The sequence below is a fragment of the Terrabacter ginsenosidimutans genome, assembly GCF_039539425.1.
In the GTDB taxonomy this organism is placed as follows: Bacteria; Actinomycetota; Actinomycetes; order Actinomycetales; family Dermatophilaceae; genus Terrabacter; species Terrabacter ginsenosidimutans.
This window is the reverse complement of the sequence record NZ_BAABDC010000006.1, coordinates 1-25,627: the sequence shown is the minus strand read 5'-3', so window position 1 is coordinate 25,627 and position 25,627 is coordinate 1. Positions and strand designations below refer to the sequence as shown.

The window sequence follows — 25,627 nt, the reverse complement described above, 5'->3', positions numbered from 1 at the left end:
GACGCCGTGCGAGCCGTGCGACCCGAGCGCGTCAGCGCGCCCGACCCCTCCGTCAGGAACGGTCAGGCGTCGACGATGACGGGGATGATGAGGGGGCTGCGGCGTGCCTGGCGGTGGACCCACGTGGACATGGCCCGGCGGACGAGCTCCTCGACCTGCTCGATGTCCTCGATGCCCTCCTTGGTGGCCGTGGTGAGCGCCTTCTGGATGGCCGGAGTGGCCTTGGCGAAGTCGCCGGGCTCGTGCTCGAACCCGTGGGCGAGGTAGTCGGGCTCCTCGGTCAGCTTGCCGGTGTCGGGGTCGACGATGCAGACGATGGTGATCACCCCTTCCTCGGCGAGGGTGCGGCGCACGTGCAGGGACTCCTCGGTCGCTCCGCCGACCGTCATGGCATCGACGTAGACGAGCCCGGCCGGGACGGTGCCGGTGATGCTCGCCTGGCCGTCGACGAGGTCGATGACCGCGCCGTCGTGGCCGATGAGGGCGCGCTTCGCGTCGACGCCCGTGCGGATGGCGATGTCGGCGTTGGCCCGCAGGTGGCGCCACTCGCCGTGGACGGGCAGGACGCTCGAGGGCTGGACGATGTTGTAGCAGTAGGCCAGCTCGCCGGCACTGGCGTGGCCCGAGACGTGCACCTTGGCGTTGCCCTTGTGCACGACGTTGGCGCCCCAGCGGGTGAGCTCGTTGATCACCCGGTAGATCGCGTTCTCGTTGCCGGGGATGAGGGAGCTGGCGAGCAGCACGGTGTCCCCCTCGGTGACCCGGATGGGGTGGTCACGGTTGGCCATGCGCGACAGGGCGGCGAGGGGCTCGCCCTGCGACCCCGTGCAGATCAGGGCGATCTGGTTCGCGGGCAGGCGTTCGAGCTGCTTGAGGTCGATGACCAGGCCCTTGGGGATGTTCAGGTAGCCGAGCTCGGCCGCGATGCCCATGTTGCGCACCATCGAGCGGCCGACGAAGGCCACCTTGCGGCCGTGGTCACGAGCCGCGTCGAGGACCTGCTGGATGCGGTGGACGTGACTGGCGAAGCTCGACACGATGACCCGGCCGGGCGTCGTCCGGAAGACCGCCTCGATGGCGGGCGACAGCTCACCCTCGGACACGGTGAAGCCGGGGACCTCCGCGTTGGTCGAGTCGACGAGGAAGAGGTCGACGCCCTCCTCGCCGAGACGGGCGAACGCGCGCAGGTCGGTCACCCGACCGTCGAGCGGGAACTGGTCCATCTTGAAGTCCCCGGTGTGCAGCACGAGGCCGGCGGCGGTGCGGATCGCGACGGCGAGGCCGTCGGGGATCGAGTGGTTGACGGCGACGAACTCGCAGTCGAAGGGGCCGAAGGTGCGACGGTCGTCCTCGCTCACCTGCACGGTGACGGGCGTGATGCGATGCTCCTGCAGCTTCGCCTCGAGGAAGGCGAGCGTCAGGCGGGAGCCGACGACCGGGATGTCCGGTCGCTCCCGCAGCAGGTAGGGGACGCCCCCGATGTGGTCCTCGTGGCCGTGCGTCAGCACGATGGCGTCGACCTTGTCGAGACGGTCCCGGATCCAGGAGAAGTCGGGCAGGATCACGTCGACGCCCGGCTGGTGCTCCTCGGGGAAGAGGACGCCGCAGTCGACGATGAGCAGCCGTCCGGCGTGCTCGAAGACCGTCATGTTGCGGCCGATCTCGCCCAGGCCACCCAGCGGAACGATCCGCAGGCCGTCGCGTGGCAGCGTGGGGAGGTCCTGGGACCGTCGGGAGCCACGTCCCCGGCCACGGGACTGCTGCCGGCGACCGCCGCCCGCGCTCACTGGGCACCTCCGGGACGGGAGCTGAGGTCCCGGCCGTCCGAGGTGGCAGGGGCGGGGTCGGAGACGTGTGGGGTGGCTGGGGTGGGCAACTGCGGGGTCATGGTGATCCTTCTCGTGCTGAGCGACGCGGGGTGGCCGATGGCAGCGGTCTCGACCCGGCGGCACACGTCGTCGCCATCGCGGGTCACCGCGCCGTCCAGGTCCGTGGTCCTCGCCGAGACCTGCTTCGACATGGAGAGCATGTCACGAGCGGTCGCACGGGGGTCGCGGCCTCGCCGCTCGTCACCTGGGCGCCCGTCCGGGCGTAGCAGGTCGACGGGCTCCGGTCAGCCGAGCAGACCGCCGGTGGGGCAGGTCACGACCTTGTCGACGAGGACGCAGACGACCTTGCCCTTGAGCGGGTCGAGCACCCGTACGAGGTCCTTGGGGTCGCCCGAGAGGAGCGGCAGGTGCGGCAGCGCGAGCAGTCGGACGATCTCGGCCGGCAGGGTCGGCACGGGCAGCTTCGTCGCCGACGGGAGGGGGACGCTGACCGAGGGGAGCGGCACGCCGGGCACGGACGGAAGTGGCACCGGGAGGCCGGGTGCGCCCTTCGTCGGCGAGGGCGCGGGCTTCGGCGCCGGCTTGCCGGACGGCTTGGACGACGCCGAGGGCTTCGGCGTGGCGGACGGTGACGGCTTCGCCGAGGAGCTCGGTGTGGGGCGGGCTCCCGGCGAAGCCGTCGAACGGGGGGCCGGCGAACCGGCATACGCGAAGCCGGAGCCGTCGGGGGTGGCCGTGCCGCTGCCGGGCGCCGGGCGGGCGGCCGGGAGCGCGCTCATCGGTACCACGGTCACGCCGCGGCGGTAGGCGTCGGCGATCGACAGGACCGTGCGGACGTAGGAGTCGGAGTGGTTGTAGCGCAGCACGGCCTGGTAGGCGGCGCCCGGGCGGCGCAGGTCGGTGCCGCCCGAGCACAGCAGCACGCCGGCGCCGGTGACGGCGTCGGTGAGGCTCTGCGGGTTGGCGACCCCGTCGCCGTCGCCGTCACGGCCGGCCAGCTTCCACGAGCCGGGGATGAACTGCATCGGGCCCACGGCCCGGTCGTAGACGGGGTCCCGGTCGAGGGCGCCGCCGTCGGTGTCGGTGATCCTCGCCGTGCCGCGAGACCCGTCGAGCGGGATGCCGATGATGCCGGGACGGGCGATGCCGCTCGCGTCGAGGACGTTGCCCCCGAAGCGCGCGTGGTTGCTCTCGACGCGACCGATGGCGCCGAGGAGTGCCCAGTCGACACCGCAGCCCGGCTTGATGCCGTCGAGGACGCCGGCGGCGCGCTGGTAGGCGGCCACGGCCACGGCGGGTATGCCGTTCGCGTCCAGGCGGACCGGGGCGAGCGACTCGATGGCCGTGACCGCACCCCGAGCCTCGGAGGGCACGTCGACGCGGGCGTAGTCCTGGGTGAAGGTCTGGTAGATCGGGGGCAGCTGCATCGGCGCCGGAGCGGGACCGGCCTGCGGGTAGAGCGGGCTTCCCTCGGCGATCGCCTGGTCGGGCACGGTGATCGCGGACGCCGGCGCGGCGGTGTCGGTGCTGCGGGTGGCGGCGAACGCGATGCCGGCCGAGGCCAGTGCGATGACCGGCACGGCTGCAGCGATCCGGCGCGCGGTGGTGCCGGCGCGGACGATGCGGACCATGAGTACTCCTCGAGTGCGACAGCCGCCCCCATTGGCGGTCTGCTCGGGTCAACGAGGCACCTGTCCAAAGGTCACGCGGGCGCGACGGGCCGGACGTGCGAGAGGGCCGGCACCCGGCATACGGGAACCGGCCCTCTCGGGGTCGCTGTCGGGCGGGGCTCGGCCCGGACTCAGCCCAGGGCGGAGACCACGTGGTCGATCGCCCGCGTCAGCGTCGTGACGTCCTCGGGGTCGATCGCCGGGAACATCGCGACACGCAGCTGGTTGCGACCGAGCTTGCGGTAGGGCTCGACGTCGACGACGCCGTTGGCGCGCAGCGTCGCCGCCACGGCCGCCGCGTCGATCGAGTCGTCGAGGTCGATGGTGCCGACGACCTGCGAGCGGGCGGCCGGGTCGGCGACGTAGGGCGTCGTCCAGCTCGTCTGCTCGGCCCAGCCGTAGAGGCGGCTCGAGGAGTCCTTCGTGCGCGCCGTCGCCCAGTCGAGACCGCCGTTGCCGAGCATCCACTGCAGCTGGCTGTTGAGCAGCGCCAGGGTGCTGACCGACGGCGTGTTGTAGGTCTGGTTCTTCAGCGAGTTCTCGATCGCCGTCGGCAGGCTGAAGAAGTCGGGGACCCAGCGCCCCGTCGCGGCGATCTGCTCGACGCGGGCGAGGGCGGCGGGGGAGAAGGCCGCGAGCCAGAGGCCGCCGTCGGAGGCGAAGCACTTCTGCGGGGCGAAGTAGTAGACGTCGGCCTGCGTCATGTCGACGGGCAGGCCGCCGGCGCCCGACGTCGCGTCGATGAGCACGAGCGCGTCGTCGTCGGCGCCCTCGACCCGCTCGACCGGGGCCATCACGCCGGTCGAGGTCTCGTTGTGCGGCCAGGCGTAGACGTCGATGCCGGCCTCGGCGTGCGCGCTGGCCAGCGTGCCGGGGTCGGCCCTGACGATCGTCGGTTCGCCGAGGAAGGGTGCGGCCTTGGTGACGTTGCCGAACTTGCTCGAGAACTCCCCGAAGGCGAGGTGCTGCGAGCGCTCGCGCACGAGGCCGAAGGCGGCGATGTCCCAGAACGCGGTCGAGCCGCCGTTGCCGAGGATGATCTCGTAGCCGTCGGGCAGGGAGAACAGGTCACTGAGCCCGGCGCGGACCTCACCGACGAGGTTCTTGACCGGCGCCTGGCGGTGCGAGGTGCCGAGCACCGTGCGTCCGAGGGAGGTGAGGTAGTCGAGCTGCTCGGGGCGGACCTTGGAGGGCCCGCAGCCGAACCGTCCGTCGCCGGGCAGGAGCTCGGCCGGGATGGTGATGGTCGGGGTCACGGCTGGAGCTTCGGTCACGAGATCACCTTGGGAGTGCGGCCACGTGACGAGCAGGTGGCAGACGTGTTGAGAACGGATGACGCCGTCGTCACCGCCGCCATTGAACCCCAGGTGACCACCCCTTGGACACCCGGGCTCGGTGCGTGGACAGCCAGACCGGCGCGCCGGTCGAGCCGTCCACGAACCTCGAGGTCGCACGCACGCGCCGCACGGTGTGCTGCTGGGCAAAGTCGCGGGAGTGCACTACGCGGAACCTCGTATGTTCGCCGGACCCCACCGTCGGGATGCTGGAAGGAGGCCGGGACGCACCGACGGTCCGGTCTGGGGGGAGGTCGGACATGTTCCTGCGCATGGCCCTGCGGTCGTTGGCTGCAGTCGTGGTGGCGAGCGCCGGTCTCGTTCTCGGCGTCGCGACGTCACTGGCCTCCGAGCCGATGCCGGAGTCGGCCGGCCGGTCCGGAATCTGGCCGCCGGTGCCGGCTCCGCTCGCGCGGTCGGTCCTGGGGTCGGACGGCCTGGGCGACTGGGTGTTCGGCGCGGCACTCCTCGTGGTGGCGATGGCGATGCTCGCGTTCCGCCGCAGCGACGGCGCGTCACCGGAGTGAGGGCGTCCGCGCCCTGATCGCCGCTGCCCGGCTCAGAGAAACCCGCGGAGCCTGGACACGGCCTCGCTGCGGCTGGCGGCTCCCAGCCGGACGAAGGCGTTCTCGAGGTGCTTGCGGACGGTCCCCTCGGAGATGCCGAGCCGGTGGGCGATCTGCAGGTTGGTGGCGCCCAGCGCGACGAGACGGAGGATCTCCCACTGCCGATGCGTCAGAGGGGCCTGGCCGCCCAGCTCTGCCCGGCGACGGAGCTGCAGCTCGGCCAGGTGCGGCCGCGCGAGCCGAAGCAGGTCGACCTCGCGGTCGGAGAACGCCGGACCGCCGTACCGGTGGAGGACGACACGGCTGTCGAGGTCGCCGATCGGCGCCATGGAGCCGATGAGCTCGGAGACCCGCCGGCCCCCGTGCACCTCCGACGACGAGGTCACGGTGGTGTCTCCGAGCGGCTCGGAGAGCCCGGCGCCGCCCTCCCAGGCAAAGGACGGGTCGCCCGGGTCCACCTCGGGCGAGACGACGGGGACCTGCCTGCCCCCGGCGACGTCGTGGAACGAGAGCCACATCCGCTGCCAGGCGTTGACCTGGAACCCCACCTCGTCCGCCGGCACGAGGAGCGCCAGCCCGTAGAGCACCGAGGCGTAGAAGAAGTCCTCGGGCTGCCAGACGTGCGCGTCCTCGATGATCTCGAGCAGACGCCTGACGTCGCTGACGTGGACGAACGAGTCGGGCATGGCGCCACCTCGGCTGTTGCCCCGCCGGAGCGGCGCGAACGTGGGCTGTGATCCAGCCTAGGCGTCGCGTGCCACGGTGTCCCGACTACGAGCCACACGGCATACGGGCTCGGCTCGGGTGTCTCAGTGCGAGATGTCCGGCGTCCAGCCTGCGACGTCCTCGGGCTTGCGCGGACCCTCGCCGATGTAGCGGGACGACGGGCGGATGAGGCGCCCGGTCTGTTTCTGCTCGAGGATGTGCGCCGACCACCCGGCGGTGCGGGCACAGGTGAACATCGGTGTGAACATCGACGGCGGTACCTCGGCGAAGTCGAGGATCACTGCCGCCCAGAACTCGACGTTGGTCGCGAGCACGCGGTCGGGTCGGCGCGCGTGCAGCTCCTCCAGCGCGGCCTTCTCGAGCGCGGCGGCGGCCTCGTAGCGCGGGGCGCCGAGGCGCTCGCAGGCCGAGCGGAGCACGCGGGCGCGGGGGTCCTCGGCGCGGTAGACGCGGTGGCCGAAGCCCATGAGGCGGTCGCCCTTGTCGAGGACGCCCTTGACGTAGGCGGCGGCGTCGCCCTGCTGCTCGACGCCGTCGAGCATGTGGAGCACGCGCGAGGGCGCGCCGCCGTGGAGCGGTCCGGACATCGCGCCCACGGCGCCCGAGAGCGCGGCCGCCACGTCGGCACCCGTCGAGGTGATGACGCGAGCGGTGAAGGTCGAGGCATTCATGCCGTGCTCGGCTGCGGAGACCCAGTAGGCGTCGACGGCCTCGACGTGCTTGGGGTCGGGCTCGCCGCGCCAGCGGATCATGAACCGCTCGGTGATGGTGCGGGCCTTGTCGACCTCGCTCTGCGGCACCATCGGCTTGTCGAGGCCACGTGCCGACTGGCCGACGAACGACAGCGCCATGACGGCGGCGCGAGCGAGGTTGTCGCGCACCTCGGCGGCGTCGATGTCGAGGGTCGGCCTGAAGCCCCACACCGGAGCGAGCATGGCGAGCGCGGACTGGACGTCGACGCGCACGTCGCCGGTGTGGACGGGCAGCGGGTAGGGCTCGGCGGGCGGCAGCCCGGGGTCGAACTCGTTGTCGACGAGCAGTCCCCAGACGTGGGCGAAGTCGACGTGGCCGACGAGGTCGTTGATGTCGACGCCGCGGTAGCGCAGCGCCCCACCCTCCTTGTCCGGCTCTGCGATGGTCGACTCGAAGGCGATGACGCCCTCGAGGCCGGGCTTGAAGTCAGGGTCGGGCGTGCTGTCTGCCATGTCGATCCTTGCTGTGCAGGCGGTACCACCGCGTTGTGGAGGCCGACAGTCGTCGGACGGGGGAGCGTCGGTCGGGACTGCCAGACTCACCGTATGCCGTCAGCCGCCGACCAGACCGTTTTTCATGGTGCCGTGTTCAGCACCCGAGACCAGCACCACGACGCCGTCCGTTTCGAGGGGACCGACTTCACGGGCGCCCACGCGGAGGGCCACTCCTTCCTCGAGTGCTCGCTGCTCGGCGCCACCCTGGACGAGGCGCACCTCGAGGGGTCGCGGTGGTCGGAGTGCGAGTGGGAGCGCGTCGGCGGCGTCGGCCTGTCCCTGACCGAGGCGGCCCTCGTCGAGACGACGATGGAGGGCTGCCGGCTCGCGGCCGTCTCGGCGTGGGGGTCGACGTGGCGCGACGTCACGGTGCGCGGCGGCAAGGTCGACTTCCTCAACCTGCGCGGGGCGCGCCTCAAGGACGTCGCGTTCGTCGACTGCGTCGTCGTCGAGCTGGACCTGCAGGAGGCCACCGTCGACGGCCTGACCTTCGAGGGGTGCACCCTGGTCCAGCCGACCTTCGGTCGCGGGACGTATGCCGGCCTCGACCTCTCCGGGGCCACGCTGCGTGCGCCGGTGGGCCTGGCCGGGCTCAGGGGCGCGACCGTGAGCCGCACCCAGGTCATCGACCTCGCCGAGGCGCTCGCCCTCGAGCTCGGCATCCTCGTCGCCGACTGAGCGCTCTCGCAACACCCTCTCGCAACACACCGAGCAGCTGCCGGCTGCGACGGCTACAACCGCAGTGGTTGACGGCTGCTCGGTGTGTTGCGGGGGAGGGTCAGTTGATCTGGTTGGGCTTGGCCCGGCGCAGGGCGGCAGCGGCGGCGTCCTTGGCGCGGGCGGTCGCCTTGACCTTGTCGTCGGGCCGGATCCGCTTCGTCAGGTCGGCGCGCTCGACGAGGGCCGAGGGCGGGATGTCGGTCTGCGGGTGCACGCCGACCGCCTCGTCGCCGCTGAAGACGACCCAGTGGGCGACGTCGCCCCGGTAGACCTTGAGGATGCTGCCGTCGGCGAGCGACTTCGCGTGCGCCATCGCCTGGCGGCGGGCGCGTTCGCTCGAGATCGCCTTGTTGGCGGCTTCCTTCGCGGGGTCGCGCAGGGCCTGGGTGGCCACCCAGATCTGGGGGCCGTACTTGATGCCGAGCTTGACGGTCTGGGTGACGAGCTTGCCCTTGCCTGCCATGTAGTGACTCCTCACAGCGCCCCGGGCGGCCCGGGGCTGTCGCCGGGACCGCGCGCGCCGTGGCCTGACGTCCGCGCGGACCTTCTCGGGTCAACCCTAGTCTGGGGTCATGGACAGCTCTCCTCGCGCGACAGCCAACCGGTCGGCCCCTCAGTCGGACTCCGGCTCGGCGGCCGGGGGCGGCACGGCGGTGCGCCGCGTCGACTACGCCGGCGACGGGCTCGTCGAGTCCGACGTCGCGGCGTCGCCGTACCTGCAGGTCCGGGCCTGGGTCGATGACGCCCTGGCGGCAGCCGCGGACCGCGACGACGTGCCCGAGCCCACCGCCCTCTCGGTGGCCACCGTCGACGCCACCGGCACCCCGGACGTGCGCACCGTCCTCATGCGCTTCCTCGACGAGCGTGGTCCCGGCTTCGTCACCAACCTGGGCTCGGCCAAGAGCGAGCACCTGCAGGCGAACCCTCGGGTGGCGGCGGCCCTCACGTGGCCCTCGCTCTACCGTGCGATCCGCTTCCGCGGCACGGCCGAGCTCGTGGAGCGCGACGAGGTCGAGGCCTACTTCGACTCACGGCCCTACGGCTCGAGGCTCTCGGCGTGGGCGTCGGACCAGTCCCGCCCGGCCGCCGACCGGCACGAGCTCGAGCGCAGGTGGCAGGAAGTCCTGGAGCGCTTCCCCGACACCGGCGGCGACCACGACGTGCCGGTGCCGGACTTCTGGGGTGGGTGGCGCATCGTCTGCGACGAGGTCGAGTTCTGGGCGGGTCGGCGCAACCGGCTCCACGACCGCATCGTCTTCCGCCGGACGGGTGACGGCGACCTCGCCGACCCCGACTCGTGGACGATGCTGCGCCTGCAGCCCTAGGGAGGGTGGACGCGGAACAGGGCAGCCCGACGAGTCGGACTGCCCTGCTTCATCCATGGGTGTGGATGGGGACGCGGCTATCGCGTGGCCACCTCACACGCTCCGGAAGAAATCACTTCTCGGATCACCTCCCTTCGGTTTCGATGCCACGACCGTACGTCGGGTGCGCAGACGCGGCAAGACCTTTATCGGCGTGATCCTGCCGGCGGGGTCACGGTCCCAGCTCGGGATCGGGCGCCACCGCGGACGTGGCGTCGGGTCGCAGACCGACGGTGCGGGAGCCCCCACCCGTCGGCGGCAGTGGAGGCAGGGGAGGCAGGGGCGCCAGGGCCCAGGACGCCGCGGCCGAGAACGGCAGCGCCTCCGACGCCGGTGGACGGACCCCGCCCCCGCTGGCGGGGGTGGACGCGGACACGCGTCCGGCCCCCACGAGCATCGCGAGCAGCACCGGCACCTCGACGAAGGCCGCGTAGCTCGACAGGGCGGCATACATCGTCGTGCCCCGCGTGAAGTCGATGCCGAAGAGCACGGCGAAGACCGCGGCCGCGACGAAGCCGACGGCCCACAGGCGCGGACCCGTCAGCCACGGCGCCCGAGCCTCGAAGGAGGCCGACGCGTCGGGGGCGATGCGCGGCATGAGCGCCACCCACACGACGTAGTGCATGGTCTGCAGGAAGGCGAGGACCGTGAGCAGGCGCAGACCGACGACGGTCGCCGCGGTGCCGGGCAGGGCGCCGGAGGCCAGCACGGCGTGGCCGTCGCCGACGACGCTGCGCACGAAGCCGGGGTCGGCGTCGAGCGACCCGTCGAGCAGCCCTGAGAGCACGACCGCGGGGATCGCGACGACCCAGAGCAGCTGCACGGCTCGGAACGCCTGGCGTCCGCGGCGCGAGGTGATGCGCCCCGACCACTCCCAGAGGAAGAAGAGCGGCACCACCTGGTGCAGGTGGGCCAGCACGACGACGTGGTAGCCCGGGAAGGCCAGCGACACGCCGGCCGCGACCCCGATGACCGCCCAGGCAGCCACCCGCCGCCGGCCGTCGAGCACGTGGTGCGCCGCGGCGAGGAGGACGCCGTAGCCCAGGGCGATCTCCGCGAGCTGGGCCGGTCGGCCGACGACCCCCACGAGGAGGTGGCAGACCGCGATGCCCGTGACCAGCGCGATGAGCAGGTCGAGGAAGGGGCGCCCCAGGACGCTCCCGAACTGCCCGACGACGTAGCGGATCTCGAGGAGGTTGTGCAGGACCCCGAAGAGGATGAGGCCGATGACGGCCGTGGCGACGGGCGACCCGAGCGCGACCGCGAGCGACGCGCCCACCGCTCCGAGCACGAGCAGCGTCAGGGTGCGCGAACGCACCACCGCGTTCGCGCCGCTCGACACCTCCGCCTCGGCCACGCGCCAATGCTTTCGGTGGTCGGTCGCCCCGGCCACCCGAGTAACCCGATCGTTAGGGTCCTGTGGCGTGACCGAGATTCGGGGGGACGGAGCGGACGGGCGCCACGGCAGCCTGCGCGCCATCGCGCTGTCGGCCTACGGCCCCACCCTGCTCGGCTCGACGGGCGCGGGGGCCGTGTCCCCGATCGTCGCCGTCTCGGCCCGCGAGCTCGGTGCCTCCGTGGGCGTGGCAGCGCTGCTCGTCGCGATGATGAGCGTCGGTCAGCTGCTCGGCGACCTGCCGTCGGGTGCGCTCGCGGCGCGCATCGGTGAGCGTCGCGCCCTGCTTGTCGCCGCCGTCGTCGAGGCCATCGGGATGCTCGTGTCGGCGCTCGCCGGCGGTCTCGTCATGCTCTTCGTCGGCGTCCTCGTCATCGGCCTCGCGGGCTCCCTCTTCGGACTGGCGCGCCAGGCGTACCTGACGGAGGCCGTGCCCGTCGCGATGCGCGCGCGGGCCCTGTCGACGCTCGGGGGCGTGCACCGCGTCGGCTACTTCATCGGCCCCTTCATCGGCTCGCTCGTCATCGCCGCGTGGGGCACGGAGTCCGCGTATGCCGTCGGCGGCGTCGCCAGCGCCGCCGCCTTCGTCCTCCTCGCACCCGACATCACCGGGTCGGCGCACCGCGTGGCCGGTGCCGGACCCCCGCGCAGCGTCGCGTCGGTGCTCCTGCAGCACCGGCACGTCCTGCTGACGCTGGGCACCGGGGCGATGTGCGTGGCCGGGGCGCGCGCGATCCGCGAGGCGCTCGTGCCGCTGTGGGCCGAGTCGGTCGGCTTCTCGCCGGCGCAGACCTCGCTCGTCTTCGGCGTGGCCGGCGCCATCGACATGCTGCTCTTCTACCCGTCGGGATGGCTCATGGACCGCCACGGCCGGGTGGCCGCCGCCGTCCCCAGCATGCTCGTGCTCGGACTCGGCATGGCACTGATGCCGCTCGCGACGAGCCTCGTCGCCGTGACGGCGGCGGCCACGGTGCTCGGCGTCGGCAACGGCCTCGGCGCAGGCCTCATCATGACCCTCGGGGCGGACGCGTCACCCGCCGACGGCAGGGCGCAGTTCCTCGGTGGCTGGCGCCTCTGCGCCGACCTGGGAAGGGCGGCGGGCCCGCTGGCGTTGTCAGGGCTGAGCGCCATCATGTCCCTCGGCGCGTCCGCCGTCGTGCTCGGCGTGGGCGCCATCGTCGGTGCCGGGTGGCTGCGCATCTGGGTGCCACGGCACGACCCGACCCGGGTCGGCGACCGCGGCCCGGCGACGACCGGTCCTTGAGCGCTCTCCGACTCTGAGAAGGTATGACCGTGACGGACCTGATCGACACCACCGAGATGTACCTGCGCACCATCTTCGAGCTCGAGGAGGAGGGCATCGTCCCCCTGCGCGCGCGCATCGCGGAGCGTCTCGGTCACTCGGGTCCCACCGTGTCGCAGACCGTGGCGCGGATGGAGCGCGACGGCCTCGTCGCCGTGTCGGGCGACCGCCACCTCGAGCTGTCCGACCACGGGCGCCTGCTCGCCACGCGGGTCATGCGCAAGCACCGGCTGGCCGAGCGCCTGCTCGTCGACGTCATCGGGCTCGAGTGGGAGTACGCCCACGACGAGGCCTGCCGCTGGGAGCACGTGATGTCCGAGAAGGTCGAGCGCAAGATCCTCGGTCTCATCGGCGAGGGCCTCGAGTCCCCCTACGGCAACCCCATCCCCGGGCTCGACGAGCTGGGCGTGCGCCAGGACGCCGACTTCCTCACCGGTCTCACCACCCTCACCGCAGCGGTGGGGGAGGCCCCCGCGGTCGTGACGATCCGCCGGATCGGAGAGCCCGTGCAGGTCGACCCCGAGGCGCTCGCGCTGCTGACGAGCGCCGGCGTCGTGCCCGGCGCGCGGGTCGAGGTCGTGCGCGACGGTGGCCGTGTCGTCGCGGTTCGTGAGGGCAGCGAGCGCTCGACAGGCGTCTCACTGCCTGACGACGTGGCCGTCCACGTCTTCTGTCAGGCTGCCTGAACACTCTGTATTCGTCAGGGTCTGCCCCGGTTGGTGGGGCCCTTTTGTCATGCTTCGCCAGCCTCTGCGGGGCCCCCGGAAAAATCTTTGACTTCCGGGAACTCGGAGGTGACAAGGCAGATCGACTTGGGTACGGTGGGCGAACTTGCTCTCCCCGTCGAGCGAGTGCCCCGGGTCGGACCGCCTAGTCCTGCCATCGACCTGAGGCTCAGCACGAACCGCATGGCAGGAGCGGGGGAACCACTTTCTCCGGGCGTCGAGAGACGCCCTCGGGGTGAAGCCCTCCGTGGACCGAACCTGGTCCGAGCGAAGGCCGGGCAGTACCTCCAGCCCGAACCCGACAGCTCACCTCGTAGGCGTCGAGAGGTCTATCTGTGGCTCAGAACGTTTCCGGGCGCCACCGCGCCCCCGGTCGATTCAACGCGATCGCCGAGCTCAAGACGATCGCCAAGGAGTCTGCTCAGCCCGCTGTGAAGGGCGCCGCGGTCGTGGCGGCCTCCGGTGGCCTGATCGCCTCGTTCGCCGGCACGGCGAACGCAGCTGACGGCTCGAGCAGCGTCGTCGCCGGCCCCGCGGCCGTCGGCCCCGCCGTCGGCACGCTCAAGGCCGGCAACGCCCTCTCGGCCATCGGCTTCGCGACACCCGGGCTCAAGCAGGCCAAGGTCAAGCCGGTCGTCATCGAGGACATCGTCGTCAAGGCGGACCGCGCCGAGAAGGCCGCCGCCGACAAGGCGGCCGCCGACCGCAAGGCCGCCTCGCAGCGCGTCTCCCGCTCGGCCGCCCGCCCCGCCCTCAACGTCGCGCCCGCCCCGAGCGCCAGCGGCATCGTCGGCATCGCGCAGTCCTTCTTCGGCGTCCCGTACGTCTACGGCGGCTCGTCGCCGTCGGGCTTCGACTGCTCCGGCTTCACCTCCTACGTCTACCGCCAGGCCGGGATCTCCATCCCGCGCACCGCGTCGGCGCAGCAGGCGGCAGCGACCCGCGTCAGCAACCCGAGCCCCGGTGACCTCGTCTTCTTCGGTTCGCCGGCCTACCACGTGGGCATCTACGTCAGCCCGGGCCGGATGATCGACGCCCAGCGCACCGGCACCGTGATCGGCAACCACTCGATCTGGACCACCCCGTCGGGCTACGGCCGCTTCTGAGCCGTCACCTCTCACGCCTTGCCGTTGCGCCCCCACCGACTCCGGTGGGGGCGCAACGCTTTCCCGGGGGCGGTGCGGGCCGTGGTTGACTGAGTCGATGACCGATCAGCGTGCTGCCGAGTCCACGACCCTCATCGAGCTCGACCTCTGGAGCGACCTGGTCTGCCCCTACTCGTGGGTCGCCAAGCGGCGCGTCGAGGCGGCGGTCGCGGCGTTCGAACGCCCGCACGACGTCACCGTGCGGCTGCGGTCGTTCGAGCTGGACCCTGACGTCGCCGTCGGGGGAGCGGTGCCCGTCAGCGAGCACCTGTCCGTGCGGCACGGTGGGGACGTGGGGACCGGACGCCTCATGAACGCCAAGGCCAGCGAGGTCGCCGAGGCCGACGACCTCGTCTTCGACTGGGACCGGGCCGTACGCGCCAACACCTTCGACGCCCACCGCCTCTGCGCCCTGGCAGGGGAGATGGGCGGGCCCGCTCTGAGGTCGGCCGCCGTCGAGCGCTTCCACTCCGCCCACTTCGGCGAGGGACTGGCCCTCGACGACCACGAGGTGCTGCAGCGGCTCGCCGCCGAGTGCGGGCTCGACGAGCGACGCGTCTCCGCGGTGCTCGCCTCGGACGCCTATGCCGAGCAGGTGCGAGCCGACGAGGAGCAGGCCCGTTCGATGGGTGTCACCTCGACGCCCTTCGTCGTCGCCAACGGGTATGCCGCCGTGACGGGGGCGCGGCCGGCCGAGGACTACCTCGCCCTGCTCCGCGGCGTCGCCACGCAGACCGTCTGACCGGCGCCCGACGAGGCGGACGGCATACGCCCTCGTTCGGGAGCGCTCGCCCGCGGGGCTCGGTCGCGAAAGGGGCAAAGCGCTCACGCTCGGCCCGACCGTGCGCCGCTGTGGGCATGTCGCGCCGGGAATGGTCGCTTGGAACGTCTTTCGTTGCAAGGATGCTGAAGGTGCGTGGTCGTCGCGCGGACGGGTCGGGGGACCCGGTGTCGGTCATGCACCCAGAGCGAGGTCGAGCAGCCGACGACGTCGGCAGACCGGGTGGGTGACAGTGGAGCGGTCGGACGACGGATCCGACACCGGACGTGACGCCGGCGAGGTCCTCGATGCCGTCGAGGTGGAGCAGCAGGAGGCCGTCTGGGCGGCGTGGCGTTCGCTGCCCGACGAGTCGCGCTCCCTGCTCTGGCGGCTCGTCGTGCACGAGGAGAGGCCGCAGCAGATGGCACCGGGCCTGGGCACGACGCCCAGCGGGGTGGCAACCCTGGGCAAGCAGGCCCGCAAGCGGCTGCGCCAGACCCTGCTGGCCGAGCTCGCCGCCAGGCCGGCCGAGCCGCAGTGCCAGGAGGCGCGACGCCGGCTCGGCGGCTACGTGCGCGACTCGCTGCCCCCCAGCGCGCGCCACCACATCGACGACCACCTCGACGGCTGCGCCCGGTGCCGCGCAGCCGTGCGCGACGTGGTCGACGTCGATGCCGCGATCCGGCTGCGCGTGGCACCGGCCCTCCTGCCCGGAGCGTTCGCCGCGGCCGAGGAGGCCTCGGTGCCCGTCGCCGTCGGCATCGCCCCGACCCTTGGCGGCCCCGACCCAGAAGACGACCCAGGAGACGCCGGAGACGGCTCCGTGGTGCCGAGGTGGGCGACGACCGGACGGGTGCTGTCCGTGCCTGCGCGGTCGGCCGCCGCGGTGCTGGCCGCTGCGTCACTCGTCCTGGCTGCAGCGCTCCTCCTGCTCCAGCACGAGCCGGGCGGGCGGGTCTCGGCCGAGGCGCCGGTAGGGCCAGGCTCGTCCACGGCGTCGGACGGGGCGACGGACGACGCGGAGTCGCCCTACCCGACGCGGGGGACGTCTGGGGCGCCCAGGCCCGTCATCGGGGTGGCGACCGCCCAGGCCGTCTCGCGCTTCCAGTCATCGGGTGGTCGCACCGACAACGGGGGGAGCGCGGGCAGCCTCGAGCGACAACGGCGCTCGGCCTCTGACACGACCCCCAGTACCTCGGCGGCCAAGCCGACCACGACACAGGTCCAGCCGTCCCCGGCCAACCCCTCGACGACCTCGTCTCCGGGGGCGACCACGACCACGCCACCCAGCACGGTGGGCACCGTCGTGAGCCTGCGCTTCGCGCCGAGCGACCAGGGGTGTCTCGCTCATCTCGCAGCGCCCGCAGGCTGGCTCATCACGTCGGTGCAGGACGTGCGCGGGAGCCGGGTCCGGGAGCACGTGAGCACACCCACCTCCGTCTTCGACGGCCGTCTCGGCGCCGGCGACCTCGTCGTCGAGGTGACCCGCGTCGAGCCTGACCTGACGGGTGCGCTGACGGTGCTCTTCACCTTGCGATCGGGGGCGACGCTTCCCGGCTCGGGGAACTACCCGTTGCGATGACCGCCGTCGTCGGCCCGCTCGAGGGGCTCCTCGGGGTCCACGGCAGTGACGGTGGCGTCGGGCGCGGTCGGAGCGGGCGCTGTGGGAGCGGGCGCAGCCGGGGGCGGGAGGGCGGCATACGCCATCGGGACGTCCTGGAGCGGCGGGACGCTCTCGTCGACGGGGATCACCTGGCTCAGCCGGGTCAGCTCGACGACGGCCCGGATCGGTGAGGTCGTCGGCACGACGAGGCGGAGGTCCTGGCGACGGTCGCGCAGGCGTTGGGAGAGGCGGAAGAACGACGCGATCGCGGCGCTGTCGACGTAGGTGGTGCCGGTGAGGTCGACGACGACGAGGGTCACGTCGTCCGGGACGGCGTGGGCCAGCGCATCGGTGAGCGCTCGGGCGTTGGACAGGTCGAGCTCGCCGGTCACCCTGGCGAGCTGGGTGGTGCCGGAGCGCGAGGTCTCGACGCGGGCCAGGTCGGTCATGACGTGCGTCCCAGCCGGACGTTGCGCCGAAGGCGGACCTGCGTGCCGGCGGGCGACTGCTCGATGGCGACGTCGTCCATGAGGGCGCGCATGAGCTGCAGCCCCCAGCCGCCGCCGCGCTCCGCGGCGGGTCGCCAGTGCCCACGGTCGCGGACGCGGAGCTCGAGGGCCTCGCCGTCGAGACGGGCCTCGACGACGAGCTCGCCGGCGGACGACTCGCTGTAGGCGTGCTGGACGACGTTGGCGCACGCCTCACCGCAGGCGACGAGGACCTCGTTGACGTCCTCCTCCGAGACAGCGGACTCCCTGAGCCAGCGACGTAGGGAGCTGCGGACCTGCACCAGGTTGCGGGCCTCCGCAGGCAGCCGGACGTCGAGCTCGCCCTCGACGGCGGGTGCGGGCCGCATCGCGAGGATCGCGACGTCGTCCTCGATGTGCTCCTCGTCCAGGAAGATGCGCAGCAACCGCTCGCAGAGAGCCTCGAGGCCGTCGTCGGCGGGTGCCGCAGCGGCCTCACGCTCGAGCCGGCCGAGACCGTCGGCGAGCGACACGCCGCGGCGTTCGATGAGACCGTCCGTGTAGAGCAGCAGGGTCGCCCCCGGTGGGAGCTCGGCACTGGCTTCGGTGAAGGTGCTGTCGGCGGTCACTCCCACCGGCGGGGACAGTGCGCCCCCGAGGAAGGTGCCCACGCCGTCCACGACGGTCAGCGCGGGAGGGTGGCCCGCGCTGCTCCACCGCAGCCGGCGCGTCGCGGGGTCGAAGACGAGATAGGTCAGCGTCACCATCTCGGGCACCGGCAGCTGGGAGACGAGCTGGTGCACGCCGCGCATGACCGCAGGCGGCGACGGGTCCTGCAGCGCGTAGGCGCGCAGCGCCATGCGGACCTGCACCATCGTCGCGGCGGCGGGGAGCCCATGGCCGGCGACGTCGCCGATCGCGAGTCCGAGCAGGCCGCCGGGGAGCTGGACGACGTCGTACCAGTCACCGCCGACCTGCACGTCGGCCGTCGCCGGCACGTAGCGGGCGGCCAGGGCGACCCCCGGGACGTCGGGCAGGCGGTCGGGCAGGAGACTGCGCTGCAGGGTCTCGGCGATCTGGTGCTCGCGCTGGGCCCTGGCCTCCTCGTGGCTCAGCAGCTCCTGGGCCTCGGACCGCTCCTGGATCTCCTGCACCAGGCGGGTGTTGGCGGCCGAGAGCTGCGCCGTGCGGCGCTCGACCCGACTCTCGAGCTCCGAGGCCGCGGCGCTCAGCGCGGCCGCGGTCTGGAGCCGCTCGCTCACCATCGCCGAGAGGAAGAAGGAGGTCAGGGCGACGCACGCGTTGAAGGACTGGAGGGTCACCATCTGCTCGACCAACGTCATGCCCTTGAACGGCCCGATCATGTGCGCCGCCGACCACGTGGCCAGGAGGGCCGCGATGAGAGCGGCCGGCGCGGCGCCCCGCAGCTGCAGGCGCCAGGCCGCCCAGCCGAGGACGGGCAGCGCGAGGAACAGGACCGGCAGCCGCGTCAACGAGGCGGCCGCGATCACCGCTGTCGCGGCAACGATCACCGTGGCCCCCTCGAGCCACTGGCGCAGGGGCCACCGCCGCTGCTCCCAGAAGAGGGGCAGGCACAGCAGGAACGGGGCGACGGCGAGGACGCCCATGGCGTCGCCGGTCCACCACACGGCCCACGCGGCCGCGAGCTGTGAGGTCGCGATCGAGCCGGACACGACGAGCGTGACCGAACCGATGGTGGCGCTGACCAGCATGCTGGCGAGGGCGCCGAGGAAGACGATCGCGATCGCGTCGCGCCGCCGGTCGAGCTCGCGGCGGAAGCCGACGCGCCGCAGCAGCGTGACGGCCAGGACCGGCGCGAGCGTGTTGCCGACCGCCGTGACGACCGCTGCGAGCGGGGTGGCGCTGATCGGCAGGTTGACGGCCAGGGCGGCGACGGCGATGGCCGGCCAGTACGACCGTCCCATGACGACGAGGGCGGCGACGGCGACCCCCGTCGGCGGCCAGAGCGGGGTGACGTCGTTGCCGACCAGGGACAGGCCCAGCCCGAGCCGTGCCCCGACGTAGTACGCGACGGCGATGACGACGAGGCGGAGCGCGCGGCGAGCGGCGGACACCGGGACCTCGGACGAGAGCGCGTCGTGGGCGACGCCGTCTGCGGTCGACGCCTGTGGGTCGGTGGAGGGCGGAGTGGTGGCGGGCGCGGTGTGCGCGGGCGCGATGGTCGCGCGTGGGGTGGTTCCGGGCAGGGCGGCGCGGCCCGAGGTGTCCGCTGCCCCCACGCTGCTCGTCATCGCCGGGAGCAGCCCAGCCGCCCACGCCCCACCATGGCCATGACTCTAGGAGCACGGGGTGTCACCTGACGAGCCTTTCGTCCAGCGTCCGTGGGCTCACGTGATGTGGACGTGGCCCGCGGCCGCTGCTGGGAGGTTGACCAGAGGCGGGCGACCGCTGGCGCGACCGGAGGATCCCGCGCGTTCCGTCGCTCACAGGTTGGTCCGCACGCCGACGCGACGGTGGGATCGCAGGGACGATGGGGACGTGGCAGCGTTCCCTGGCGACAGCCCACAGTTCGAGGCAGAGCCGCCCGAGTCCCGATGGGCAGATCTCGGAGGGCCGGTGCACTATGTCGACTACGGCGGCCCTGACGACGGTCCGCTGCTGCTGCTCGTGCACGGTCTCGGCGGCTCCCTGCTCAACTGGGCGGCGATCGCGCCCACGCTGGCGGAGACGTGCCGTGTCGTGGCGATCGACCTCGTCGGTTTCGGGCGCACCCAACCCCTGGGTCGGTCGCCGCACATCGACACCAACCGCGACCTCCTGGCCCGTTTCGTCGACGAGGTCATCGGCCATCCGGTCATCCTCGTCGGCAACTCCATGGGCGGCCTGCTCAGCCTGCTGCTGGCCGACCTGCGCCCCGACCTCGTGTCGGGGCTCGTCCTCGTCGACCCCGCGGTGCCCGTGGGACCGACCGCACGCCCTGACCCGCTCGTCACGCTCATGTTCGGGGCGTATGCCGTGCCGGCCCTGGCTCGCGTGCTGATGTCCCGTCGGCGCAGTCTCTTCTCGGCCGAGAGCCAGGCGATGGCGGTGCTGCGGCTCTGCTGCGTGGACACCCGTCGGGTGCCCGGTCACGTCCTGCGTCAGCACCTCGAGCTCGCTCGGGAGCGCGAGGACTATCCGGACGTCGACGCCGAGCTCATCGTCGCCGGAAGGTCGCTCGTCCTCGTCCTGGCCCGGCGTCGCTGGCTCGACGCCCTGATGGGCCGGATCAGCAAGCCGGTGCTGCTGCTCCACGGGGCCAAGGACCGGCTGGTGCCCATCGCCGCGGCGCGTCGGGTGGCGAGGGCCAACCCGACGTGGCGTTTCGAGGTTGCCGAGGACGTCGGTCACGTGCCGCAGCTGGAGGTCCCGGAATGGACGATCGACCGGATCCTGGACTGGCTCGTCGACGAGGGCACCATCGCCGTCCTGGGTGCCCGCCCGTGACGACGCGTGACGGTCGCCGACGTGGCCTACGACGTGGCCTACGACGTGGCCTACGGCGTCGCTGAGGGCGCCCGCGCACCTTCGTCCGCGTAGAGGCGGTCGATCTCGGCGGCATACCGCTCGGTGACCACCGCCCGCTTCACCTTGAGGGTCGGTGTGAGCAGTCCGGTGTCGACGGTGAAGTCCTCCGGCAGCACGGCGAACCGCTTGATCGCCTCGGCCTGGGACACCGCCTTGTTGGCGTCGTCGACGGCGGACTGGAGCTCGGCCAGCAGGTCCGGGTTCTCGTGGATGTGCTCGATCGCCCCGGGTTCGGTGTGGCCGTGCTCGGCGAGCCACTGCGGCAGCACCTCCGCATCGACGGTGAGCAGCGCTGCGACATAAGGCCGGCGGTCGCCGACGACGAGGCACTGGCTGAGCAGCCAGTGCGCCCGGAGGCGGTCCTCGAGCACCGCGGGAGCGACGTTCTTGCCGCCGGCGGTCACGATGAGGTCCTTCTTGCGCCCCGTGACCGTCAGGTAGCCGTCGCGGTCGAGCGAGCCGAGGTCGCCGGTGCGGAACCAGCCGTCCTCGTCGAAGGCGTCCCGGGTCGCCTCCTCGTTGTGCCAGTAGCCCTGGAAGACGACACCGCCCTTGAGCAGCACCTCGCCGTCGTCCGCGATCCGCACAGCGCAGCCCGGCAGGGGGCGGCCGACGGTGCCGATGCGCTGCTGACCCGGCAGGTTCAGCGTGACGCCGGCGCACGTCTCGGTCAGGCCGTAGCCCTCGAGCGGGTTGATCCCGATGCCGCGGAAGAAGTGGCCCAGCCGCGATCCCAGGGGTGCTCCGCCGCTGACGATGTAGTCGACCTGCCCGCCGAGGGCGGCCCTCAGCTTGCCGTAGACGAGACGGTCGAAGAGGCCGTGACGAAGCCGCAGCAGCAGGCCCGGGCCGCCGCGGTCGATGGACTCGCTGTACTGCGTGGCTGCTGCCTCGGCCTGCCCGAAGATCCAGCCCTTCTTCTCGACCGCGGCCTTGTGCTTGGCCGTGTTGTAGATCTTCTCGAAGATGTACGGCACGGCCAGGATCACCGACGGCTTGAAGTCGACGAGGAGCGACGCGGCCTTCTTGGCGTCGCTGCCGTGGGCCAGGTGCACGCGCTGGTGGACCGCGGTCAGCTGGATGGACCGGGCGAGGATGTGCGCGACCGGGATGAACAGCAGCGTCCTGCTCCGGTCGTTGAAGACGAGCTCGGTGACGTTCGTGGCTGCGACGACGTTGTGGACCTGGCACAGCAGGTTGGCGTGGGTGATGGCGCACCCTTTCGGACGCCCCGTCGTGCCGGAGGTGTAGATGATCGTGGCCAGCGCGTCGCTCGTGAGCGACGCCCGACGCGCCTCCACCTCTGACGCGTCGATGTCGTGCGAGAGGGTCGTCAGGTCATCGGTGGCCTGCGTGTCCTTATCGGTGGGGTCCAGGGCCCACACGGCTCGCAGCTCGGTCAGGGTGCCGCGAACCGAGGTGACCGTGGCTGCCACGGCGGCGTTCGAGACGAAGACGCCGACGGCCCCGGAGTCGTGGAGGATCCACTCGACCTGCTCGGCGGACGACGTCTCGTAGATCGGCACGGTGACGCCGCCGGCGGTCCAGATCGCGTAGTCGCACACCATCCACTCGAAGCTCGTGCCGCCCATGATGGCAACGCGTTCGCCCGGCGAGAGGCCCCAGGCCATGAGCGCGGCCGCGACGTCGATCACCTGCGTTGCGAGCTCGACGTGCGTGACGGGCACCCAGCTCTCGTCGACCCGGCGCGAGTAGCCGACCTCCGACGCGTGCACACGGGCGTTGGTGAAGACGTCGTCCGTGAGGGTCTCGCCGGGCGCGGGGGTGTAGCGGGTGGATTCAGCGTGTTCCTGCATGGCGCACCTCGGAGCGGTTCGAGAGGTTCGATGGTGGGGCGAGGGAGATCAGCTCGGCGATCGACTGATCGATGCCGTCGGAGAGGACGCGCAGGTCGGGGACGGAGTCGTGGTCCCCGGTGACGCCCCAGGCCAGCCCCCCGGCATACGACGCGATGCCGATGGTGATGCGCAGGTCCGCGCCGAGGGGGATGTAGGGGTACATGTCGGTCATCCGCCGCCCGAGCAGGTAGAGGGGCACCTGGGGGCCGGGGACGTTCGTCGTCACCGTGCTGAAGATGCGCTGCGGGCTGTGGGCCCACGCCTTGACGCCGAGGGCGTAGAGGCTGCCGGGGACCAGGTCGGCGGCGTCGAGGAGGGCGTCCACGCCCAGCGCGGCGCCACCGGTCTTTAGCGTATGCAGCTGGGCCGAGACCGCGCGCAGGCGCTCGAGCGGATCTGCCTGCCCCACAGGCAGATCCGCGAAGACTGCCGACACCCGGTTGCCCAGTGTTCCGTGCTCGTCGGGGTGACGGGTCGAGACCGGGACCAGGGTGCGCACGGTGCGTCCGTCGACAGACTGCCCCCGGGAGAGGAGCAGCGCGCGGAACCCACCTGCGATGGCCGCGAGCACCACGTCGTTGACGGTGCCACCGAACCGGCGCTTCACGGCCTTGACGGCCTCGAGGTCCGCGCGGACCCAGCGCCAGTCGCGGCGCGGGCCCAACGGGCCGTTGAGCCCGAGCTCGACGTGGGCCAGCTGCTCCCCGAAGCGGACCATGCCGACGACCTCGGCCACGCTCTCGGCGATGGCCTCGACACGCAGGGCCCGGGCTAGACCCTGCACGGCCCGAACGGGACTCGAGGCGAGATCGACGACGGCGTCGGTGACGAGCTCCGCCGTGCTCGGCTCGGGCGCGGGAGCCCAGGGATCCGTGGGCTGCTCGCGTCGTGGTGACCGAGGATCGGTGGTCAACAGCACGCTGATGATGTCGGAGCCGGAGATGCCGTCGATCATCGCGTGATGGTTGGTGTTGACGAGGGCGAAACGTCCGCCGCGCAGACCGGTGACGAGCCAGGAGCGCCAGAGTGGACGGTCGAGGTCGAGCGGTCGCGAGATGAGGCGGACCGCCAGCGTGCGCAACGCGTCGTCGGTGCCCGGCGGTCGTAGCCGGCGGTGGCCGAGGTGAGCACGCAGCCGGAACGTCGGGTCATCGACCCAGCGGGGCAACGCCAGGTCGAGGGGGACCCGGCGCACGCGCTGGCGGTAGCGCGGGAACTGCGGCAGCAGGACCTCGACCGCCGTGCAGAACTCGTCGAAGGTCGGTGCTGGGCCCTCGAAGATGAGGGCTGATCCGACGTTGAGCTGTTGCACGTCCCGCTCGAGCTGGAGGAAGGAGACATCGAGAGGACTGAGACGCTGCATAGTCCCAGCGTTGCCGGGTGCGCCTGCCGGCGCACGGGTCATTGGTCCCGACGACCCGCGACGTCCCTCACAGCGTCAGCGAGCGGTCATGGGAGAGGGCCCGTGCTCACCGCCGCGTCTGGTGCTGCGGCCGGCCGTTCGCCCACCACGCCAGGCACCCGACGACGCTGCCGAACGTCATGATCACCAACCAGGTGTCGTGCGAGAAGGTGCGGATCTCGTGGTCCGGGGTGCGCGAGAAGTCGACGAGGGAATAGCCCCAGAACCCCAGCGCCGGGACGAGCAGCATCATCGGCAGCCACTGAGCGAACGTGCCCCGCATGGTCGGATCGTCTCAAGGTCAGGTCGTCGAGGCAATGGGCAGCGTGGCCGGGTCGAGGAGCTCCGCGGCGGCGCGGAGGCCGGCCTTGAGGATGAGCCGCTCGGGGATCGTCTCGAACACCGTGCCCCGGATCTCGACCGTCCGGCAGTCCGAGTCGCCGCACACAGAGCAGCAGCGGCTTTGGCCGACGGTGCCCTCCAGCCAGTCCTCCATCGGCTGCCCGGCGATCCAGATGCGGTTTGACTCGAGGGGGCTGGCCCGGAAGGCGGCCTCGTCGAGGTCGGCGACCTCGAGCTGAGGTTCGATGCCGAGGGGTTCGAGGACCTGCCGAAGTGTTTCGGTCGCCCGCCGTACTGCGCTCTCGGTGTCGCCGCAGCGGTCGCACGTGAGGCCGTCCTTGACCAGCCTCTGCCAGCGGATGCTCAGCGATGTCATGGTGGCCCCTCTCGCCGTTGGCAAGACGCTAGGCGCGCCTCTCGGCCGGGGTCAGAGGCGAAGGTCCTTGCGCTGGAACTGGGGGACTGGAGGGCGCAGGCATCGCCACCGATCGGCTGCTTGAGGTCAGCCTCGGGAGCCGCCCGGCTTTGGCTTGGTGGGTCAGAAGGCCATCCCGGCCGCGCCCCGACGACCTGAGGCAGGAGGTCAGGTCGGCCACAGGCCCGCTCGTCAGGGCGCCTTGGCCTCAGCCGGGCTTGGCGGCGTCCATCGGACGGACCGTCGGGCGACGGCATCGCGGAGCCGTCTGAACGTGAAATCGCCGACCACGCCGCCTGCGAGCATCGCAATGCTGTGCGCGATCCAGGTGTTCGGCAGGCCTGCTGCGACCACCCCCCGCGTGACGACCGCCGAAGCCAACGTGACCAGACCGACCCCCAATCCGGCCAACCTGCGGCGCCACGGATAGGGGGTTGCGTCCTGGGGCCAGACGACTTGTGCTTCCCACATGAAGACGAAGCCGATCGTCACCATGAGCAGTGTCAGCACGAGCAGCCATGGACCGGCGAGGAATGCGACGGAGCTGCCGACGATGAAGCCGACGAATCCCAGCACGACAAGCGCGGCCCCTGTCACCCCTGTGATCCTGCGCATGGGAATGAGAATGCCAGCCGAACACCGTCGGGGCGGCACATTGACGGAGGCCCGCCCGCGCCTCGCCGACGACGGCTGGCACCGCCTTCTGCCGCGGCTCAGCCACGCTCATCTCCTTCATGAAGAGAGCGTCAAGGATCAGCCGGAGTAGCTGTCGAGCATCACCCGAAACACTGACAAGAATCAGGCGAAGCCCGAACGTCATGTATCAGGCGAAGTCATACAAGCGTGTGGTGCCCCCGGCAGGATTCGAACCTGCGACACCCGCTTTAGGAGAGCGGTGCTCTATCCCCTGAGCTACGAGGGCGGGGCATGGCTGAAACCCTCGCTGGAAACCTCGCTGCAAGGGTCGCTGTAACCCTCGCTGTAACGAGGCCCTGCCGGGCCGACCAACGAGGACAGGCTACTGGACCCGTGCGGCGGTCTCGCGCATGGCTGCCACCCAGGGCGCGGCACGCACCATCAGCGGCTACTTGTTTCATTGACGGTAGGACCGGTGCCTGCGCAGGCTCGGTTCAGGTGCCCGGGTTGGTCGCTCACATCAGCGGCTGTCCTTCCTTCGGGTCGTGACTCTCATTTGGCATGCGCCG

At 71.9% G+C, this 25,627-nt stretch carries 24 protein-coding genes, 1 tRNA gene and 1 riboswitch; of the genes, 9 read left to right on the top strand and 16 right to left on the bottom strand.

Going from position 1 to position 25,627, the window contains the following annotated elements:
• Positions 1–62 precede the first annotated feature (62 nt).
• The 4 genes from ABD831_RS16585 to serC form a co-directional block, all read right to left on the bottom strand.
• On the bottom strand, positions 63–1,649 hold the full coding sequence (locus tag ABD831_RS16585) for a ribonuclease J (protein ID WP_425582846.1): 1,587 nt from the start codon (positions 1,647–1,649) through the stop codon (positions 63–65).
• A 134-nt stretch (positions 1,650–1,783) separates the two neighbouring features.
• A complete protein-coding gene (locus ABD831_RS16580; RefSeq protein WP_344949074.1) occupies positions 1,784–2,029 on the bottom strand; it encodes a hypothetical protein in 246 nt (81 codons plus the stop codon).
• Between the two features lie 84 nt (positions 2,030–2,113).
• Positions 2,114–3,460 (bottom strand): lytic transglycosylase domain-containing protein, encoded by a 1,347-nt coding sequence (locus tag ABD831_RS16575; RefSeq protein ID WP_344949071.1) that lies wholly within the window; start codon positions 3,458–3,460, stop codon positions 2,114–2,116.
• A gap of 170 nt (positions 3,461–3,630) precedes the next feature.
• Complete coding sequence (gene serC, locus ABD831_RS16570; RefSeq protein ID WP_344949652.1) at positions 3,631–4,755, bottom strand: phosphoserine transaminase; 1,125 nt, start codon at positions 4,753–4,755, stop codon at positions 3,631–3,633.
• 338 nt (positions 4,756–5,093) lie between these two features.
• On the opposite strand from serC, the gene ABD831_RS16565 reads away from it, so the two are divergent.
• Positions 5,094–5,360, top strand: a complete 267-nt coding sequence (locus tag ABD831_RS16565; protein ID WP_344949068.1) for a hypothetical protein — start codon at positions 5,094–5,096, stop codon at positions 5,358–5,360.
• A 32-nt stretch (positions 5,361–5,392) separates the two neighbouring features.
• Here the strand turns inward: ABD831_RS16565 and ABD831_RS16560 are convergent, their stop codons facing one another.
• Together ABD831_RS16560 and ABD831_RS16555 are read right to left on the bottom strand one after the other, a co-directional pair.
• Positions 5,393–6,085, bottom strand: coding sequence for a helix-turn-helix transcriptional regulator (locus tag ABD831_RS16560; protein ID WP_344949065.1), 693 nt, complete (start codon positions 6,083–6,085; stop codon positions 5,393–5,395).
• Between the two features lie 123 nt (positions 6,086–6,208).
• Entirely contained in the window at positions 6,209–7,330 is a 1,122-nt protein-coding gene (locus ABD831_RS16555) for a citrate synthase 2 (RefSeq protein WP_344949062.1), read from the bottom strand.
• Between the two features lie 132 nt (positions 7,331–7,462).
• On the opposite strand from ABD831_RS16555, the gene ABD831_RS16550 reads away from it, so the two are divergent.
• Positions 7,463–8,050 (top strand): pentapeptide repeat-containing protein, encoded by a 588-nt coding sequence (locus ABD831_RS16550; protein ID WP_344949058.1) that lies wholly within the window; start codon positions 7,463–7,465, stop codon positions 8,048–8,050.
• A 100-nt stretch (positions 8,051–8,150) separates the two neighbouring features.
• On the opposite strand, the gene ABD831_RS16545 is transcribed toward ABD831_RS16550, so the two are convergent.
• Positions 8,151–8,555, bottom strand: a complete 405-nt coding sequence (locus ABD831_RS16545) for a hypothetical protein (RefSeq protein WP_344949055.1) — start codon at positions 8,553–8,555, stop codon at positions 8,151–8,153.
• Between the two features lie 109 nt (positions 8,556–8,664).
• Here ABD831_RS16545 and pdxH point away from each other — a divergent pair, with 109 nt between their 5' ends.
• Positions 8,665–9,417: a pyridoxamine 5'-phosphate oxidase gene (pdxH, locus tag ABD831_RS16540; RefSeq protein ID WP_344949052.1), complete on the top strand. Its 753-nt coding sequence runs from the start codon at positions 8,665–8,667 to the stop codon at positions 9,415–9,417.
• Between the two features lie 211 nt (positions 9,418–9,628).
• Here the strand turns inward: pdxH and ABD831_RS16535 are convergent, their stop codons facing one another.
• Positions 9,629–10,813, bottom strand: coding sequence for a hypothetical protein (locus ABD831_RS16535; RefSeq protein WP_344949050.1), 1,185 nt, complete (start codon positions 10,811–10,813; stop codon positions 9,629–9,631).
• 67 nt (positions 10,814–10,880) lie between these two features.
• On the opposite strand from ABD831_RS16535, the gene ABD831_RS16530 reads away from it, so the two are divergent.
• The 5 genes from ABD831_RS16530 to ABD831_RS16510 all read left to right on the top strand — a co-directional run bounded on the left by ABD831_RS16530 (position 10,881) and on the right by ABD831_RS16510 (position 16,367).
• On the top strand, positions 10,881–12,116 hold the full coding sequence (locus ABD831_RS16530; RefSeq protein ID WP_344949047.1) for an MFS transporter: 1,236 nt from the start codon (positions 10,881–10,883) through the stop codon (positions 12,114–12,116).
• Between the two features lie 29 nt (positions 12,117–12,145).
• Positions 12,146–12,841: an iron-dependent transcriptional repressor DtxR gene (locus tag ABD831_RS16525; protein ID WP_344949045.1), complete on the top strand. Its 696-nt coding sequence runs from the start codon at positions 12,146–12,148 to the stop codon at positions 12,839–12,841.
• 206 nt (positions 12,842–13,047) lie between these two features.
• Positions 13,048–13,212, top strand: a riboswitch (cyclic di-AMP (ydaO/yuaA leader).
• Positions 13,213–13,215: 3 nt separating this feature from the next.
• Complete coding sequence (locus ABD831_RS16520; RefSeq protein ID WP_344949043.1) at positions 13,216–13,986, top strand: C40 family peptidase; 771 nt, start codon at positions 13,216–13,218, stop codon at positions 13,984–13,986.
• A gap of 97 nt (positions 13,987–14,083) precedes the next feature.
• Entirely contained in the window at positions 14,084–14,767 is a 684-nt protein-coding gene (locus tag ABD831_RS16515; protein ID WP_344949040.1) for a DsbA family oxidoreductase, read from the top strand.
• A 265-nt stretch (positions 14,768–15,032) separates the two neighbouring features.
• Complete coding sequence (locus ABD831_RS16510) at positions 15,033–16,367, top strand: zf-HC2 domain-containing protein (RefSeq protein WP_344949037.1); 1,335 nt, start codon at positions 15,033–15,035, stop codon at positions 16,365–16,367.
• Here the strand turns inward: ABD831_RS16510 and ABD831_RS16505 are convergent.
• Both ABD831_RS16505 and ABD831_RS16500 read right to left on the bottom strand, forming a co-directional pair.
• Entirely contained in the window at positions 16,352–16,837 is a 486-nt protein-coding gene (locus tag ABD831_RS16505; protein ID WP_344949034.1) for an STAS domain-containing protein, read from the bottom strand. The two genes, ABD831_RS16510 and ABD831_RS16505, sit on opposite strands and share 16 nt — an antisense overlap.
• Positions 16,834–19,128 carry a SpoIIE family protein phosphatase gene (locus ABD831_RS16500; protein ID WP_344949032.1) on the bottom strand — a complete coding sequence of 765 codons (2,295 nt, stop codon included), beginning with the start codon at positions 19,126–19,128 and terminating at the stop codon, positions 16,834–16,836. The genes ABD831_RS16505 and ABD831_RS16500 overlap by 4 nt, the downstream gene beginning before the upstream one ends.
• A gap of 247 nt (positions 19,129–19,375) precedes the next feature.
• Between ABD831_RS16500 and ABD831_RS16495 the strand changes: the two genes are divergently transcribed.
• Positions 19,376–20,323 carry an alpha/beta fold hydrolase gene (locus ABD831_RS16495; protein ID WP_344949029.1) on the top strand — a complete coding sequence of 316 codons (948 nt, stop codon included), beginning with the start codon at positions 19,376–19,378 and terminating at the stop codon, positions 20,321–20,323.
• A 50-nt stretch (positions 20,324–20,373) separates the two neighbouring features.
• On the opposite strand, the gene ABD831_RS16490 is transcribed toward ABD831_RS16495, so the two are convergent.
• The 6 genes from ABD831_RS16490 to ABD831_RS16465 all read right to left on the bottom strand — a co-directional run bounded on the left by ABD831_RS16490 (position 20,374) and on the right by ABD831_RS16465 (position 25,344).
• Positions 20,374–22,221: an AMP-dependent synthetase/ligase gene (locus ABD831_RS16490; protein ID WP_344949027.1), complete on the bottom strand. Its 1,848-nt coding sequence runs from the start codon at positions 22,219–22,221 to the stop codon at positions 20,374–20,376.
• Positions 22,205–23,626: a WS/DGAT/MGAT family O-acyltransferase gene (locus ABD831_RS16485; RefSeq protein WP_344949024.1), complete on the bottom strand. Its 1,422-nt coding sequence runs from the start codon at positions 23,624–23,626 to the stop codon at positions 22,205–22,207. The genes ABD831_RS16490 and ABD831_RS16485 overlap by 17 nt, the downstream gene beginning before the upstream one ends.
• Positions 23,627–23,732: 106 nt before the next feature.
• Entirely contained in the window at positions 23,733–23,948 is a 216-nt protein-coding gene (locus ABD831_RS16480) for a hypothetical protein (RefSeq protein ID WP_344949022.1), read from the bottom strand.
• 18 nt (positions 23,949–23,966) lie between these two features.
• Positions 23,967–24,383 (bottom strand): DUF2703 domain-containing protein, encoded by a 417-nt coding sequence (locus tag ABD831_RS16475; RefSeq protein ID WP_344949019.1) that lies wholly within the window; start codon positions 24,381–24,383, stop codon positions 23,967–23,969.
• 231 nt (positions 24,384–24,614) lie between these two features.
• Positions 24,615–25,037: a hypothetical protein gene (locus ABD831_RS16470; RefSeq protein ID WP_344949017.1), complete on the bottom strand. Its 423-nt coding sequence runs from the start codon at positions 25,035–25,037 to the stop codon at positions 24,615–24,617.
• Positions 25,038–25,268: 231 nt separating this feature from the next.
• Positions 25,269–25,344, bottom strand: a tRNA-Arg gene (locus tag ABD831_RS16465).
• Positions 25,345–25,627: the final 283 nt, after the last annotated feature.

Bases quoted from the DNA above. Each gene is read 5' to 3' on its own strand.
- ABD831_RS16490 (WP_344949027.1), bottom strand. From the start codon at position 22,221: ATGCAGGAACACGCTGAATCCACCCGCTACACCCCCGCGCCCGGCGAG.
- ABD831_RS16515 (WP_344949040.1), top strand. From the start codon at position 14,084: ATGACCGATCAGCGTGCTGCCGAGTCCACGACCCTCATCGAGCTCGAC.
- ABD831_RS16480 (WP_344949022.1), bottom strand. From the start codon at position 23,948: ATGCGGGGCACGTTCGCTCAGTGGCTGCCGATGATGCTGCTCGTCCCG.
- pdxH (WP_344949052.1), top strand. From the start codon at position 8,665: ATGGACAGCTCTCCTCGCGCGACAGCCAACCGGTCGGCCCCTCAGTCG.
- ABD831_RS16475 (WP_344949019.1), bottom strand. From the start codon at position 24,383: ATGACATCGCTGAGCATCCGCTGGCAGAGGCTGGTCAAGGACGGCCTC.
- ABD831_RS16575 (WP_344949071.1), bottom strand. From the start codon at position 3,460: ATGGTCCGCATCGTCCGCGCCGGCACCACCGCGCGCCGGATCGCTGCA.
- ABD831_RS16560 (WP_344949065.1), bottom strand. From the start codon at position 6,085: ATGCCCGACTCGTTCGTCCACGTCAGCGACGTCAGGCGTCTGCTCGAG.
- ABD831_RS16470 (WP_344949017.1), bottom strand. From the start codon at position 25,037: ATGCGCAGGATCACAGGGGTGACAGGGGCCGCGCTTGTCGTGCTGGGA.
- ABD831_RS16545 (WP_344949055.1), bottom strand. From the start codon at position 8,555: ATGGCAGGCAAGGGCAAGCTCGTCACCCAGACCGTCAAGCTCGGCATC.
- ABD831_RS16505 (WP_344949034.1), bottom strand. From the start codon at position 16,837: ATGACCGACCTGGCCCGCGTCGAGACCTCGCGCTCCGGCACCACCCAG.
- ABD831_RS16555 (WP_344949062.1), bottom strand. From the start codon at position 7,330: ATGGCAGACAGCACGCCCGACCCTGACTTCAAGCCCGGCCTCGAGGGC.
- ABD831_RS16565 (WP_344949068.1), top strand. From the start codon at position 5,094: ATGTTCCTGCGCATGGCCCTGCGGTCGTTGGCTGCAGTCGTGGTGGCG.
- ABD831_RS16485 (WP_344949024.1), bottom strand. From the start codon at position 23,626: ATGCAGCGTCTCAGTCCTCTCGATGTCTCCTTCCTCCAGCTCGAGCGG.
- ABD831_RS16580 (WP_344949074.1), bottom strand. From the start codon at position 2,029: ATGCTCTCCATGTCGAAGCAGGTCTCGGCGAGGACCACGGACCTGGAC.
- ABD831_RS16585 (WP_425582846.1), bottom strand. From the start codon at position 1,649: ATGACGGTCTTCGAGCACGCCGGACGGCTGCTCATCGTCGACTGCGGC.
- ABD831_RS16500 (WP_344949032.1), bottom strand. From the start codon at position 19,128: ATGACGAGCAGCGTGGGGGCAGCGGACACCTCGGGCCGCGCCGCCCTG.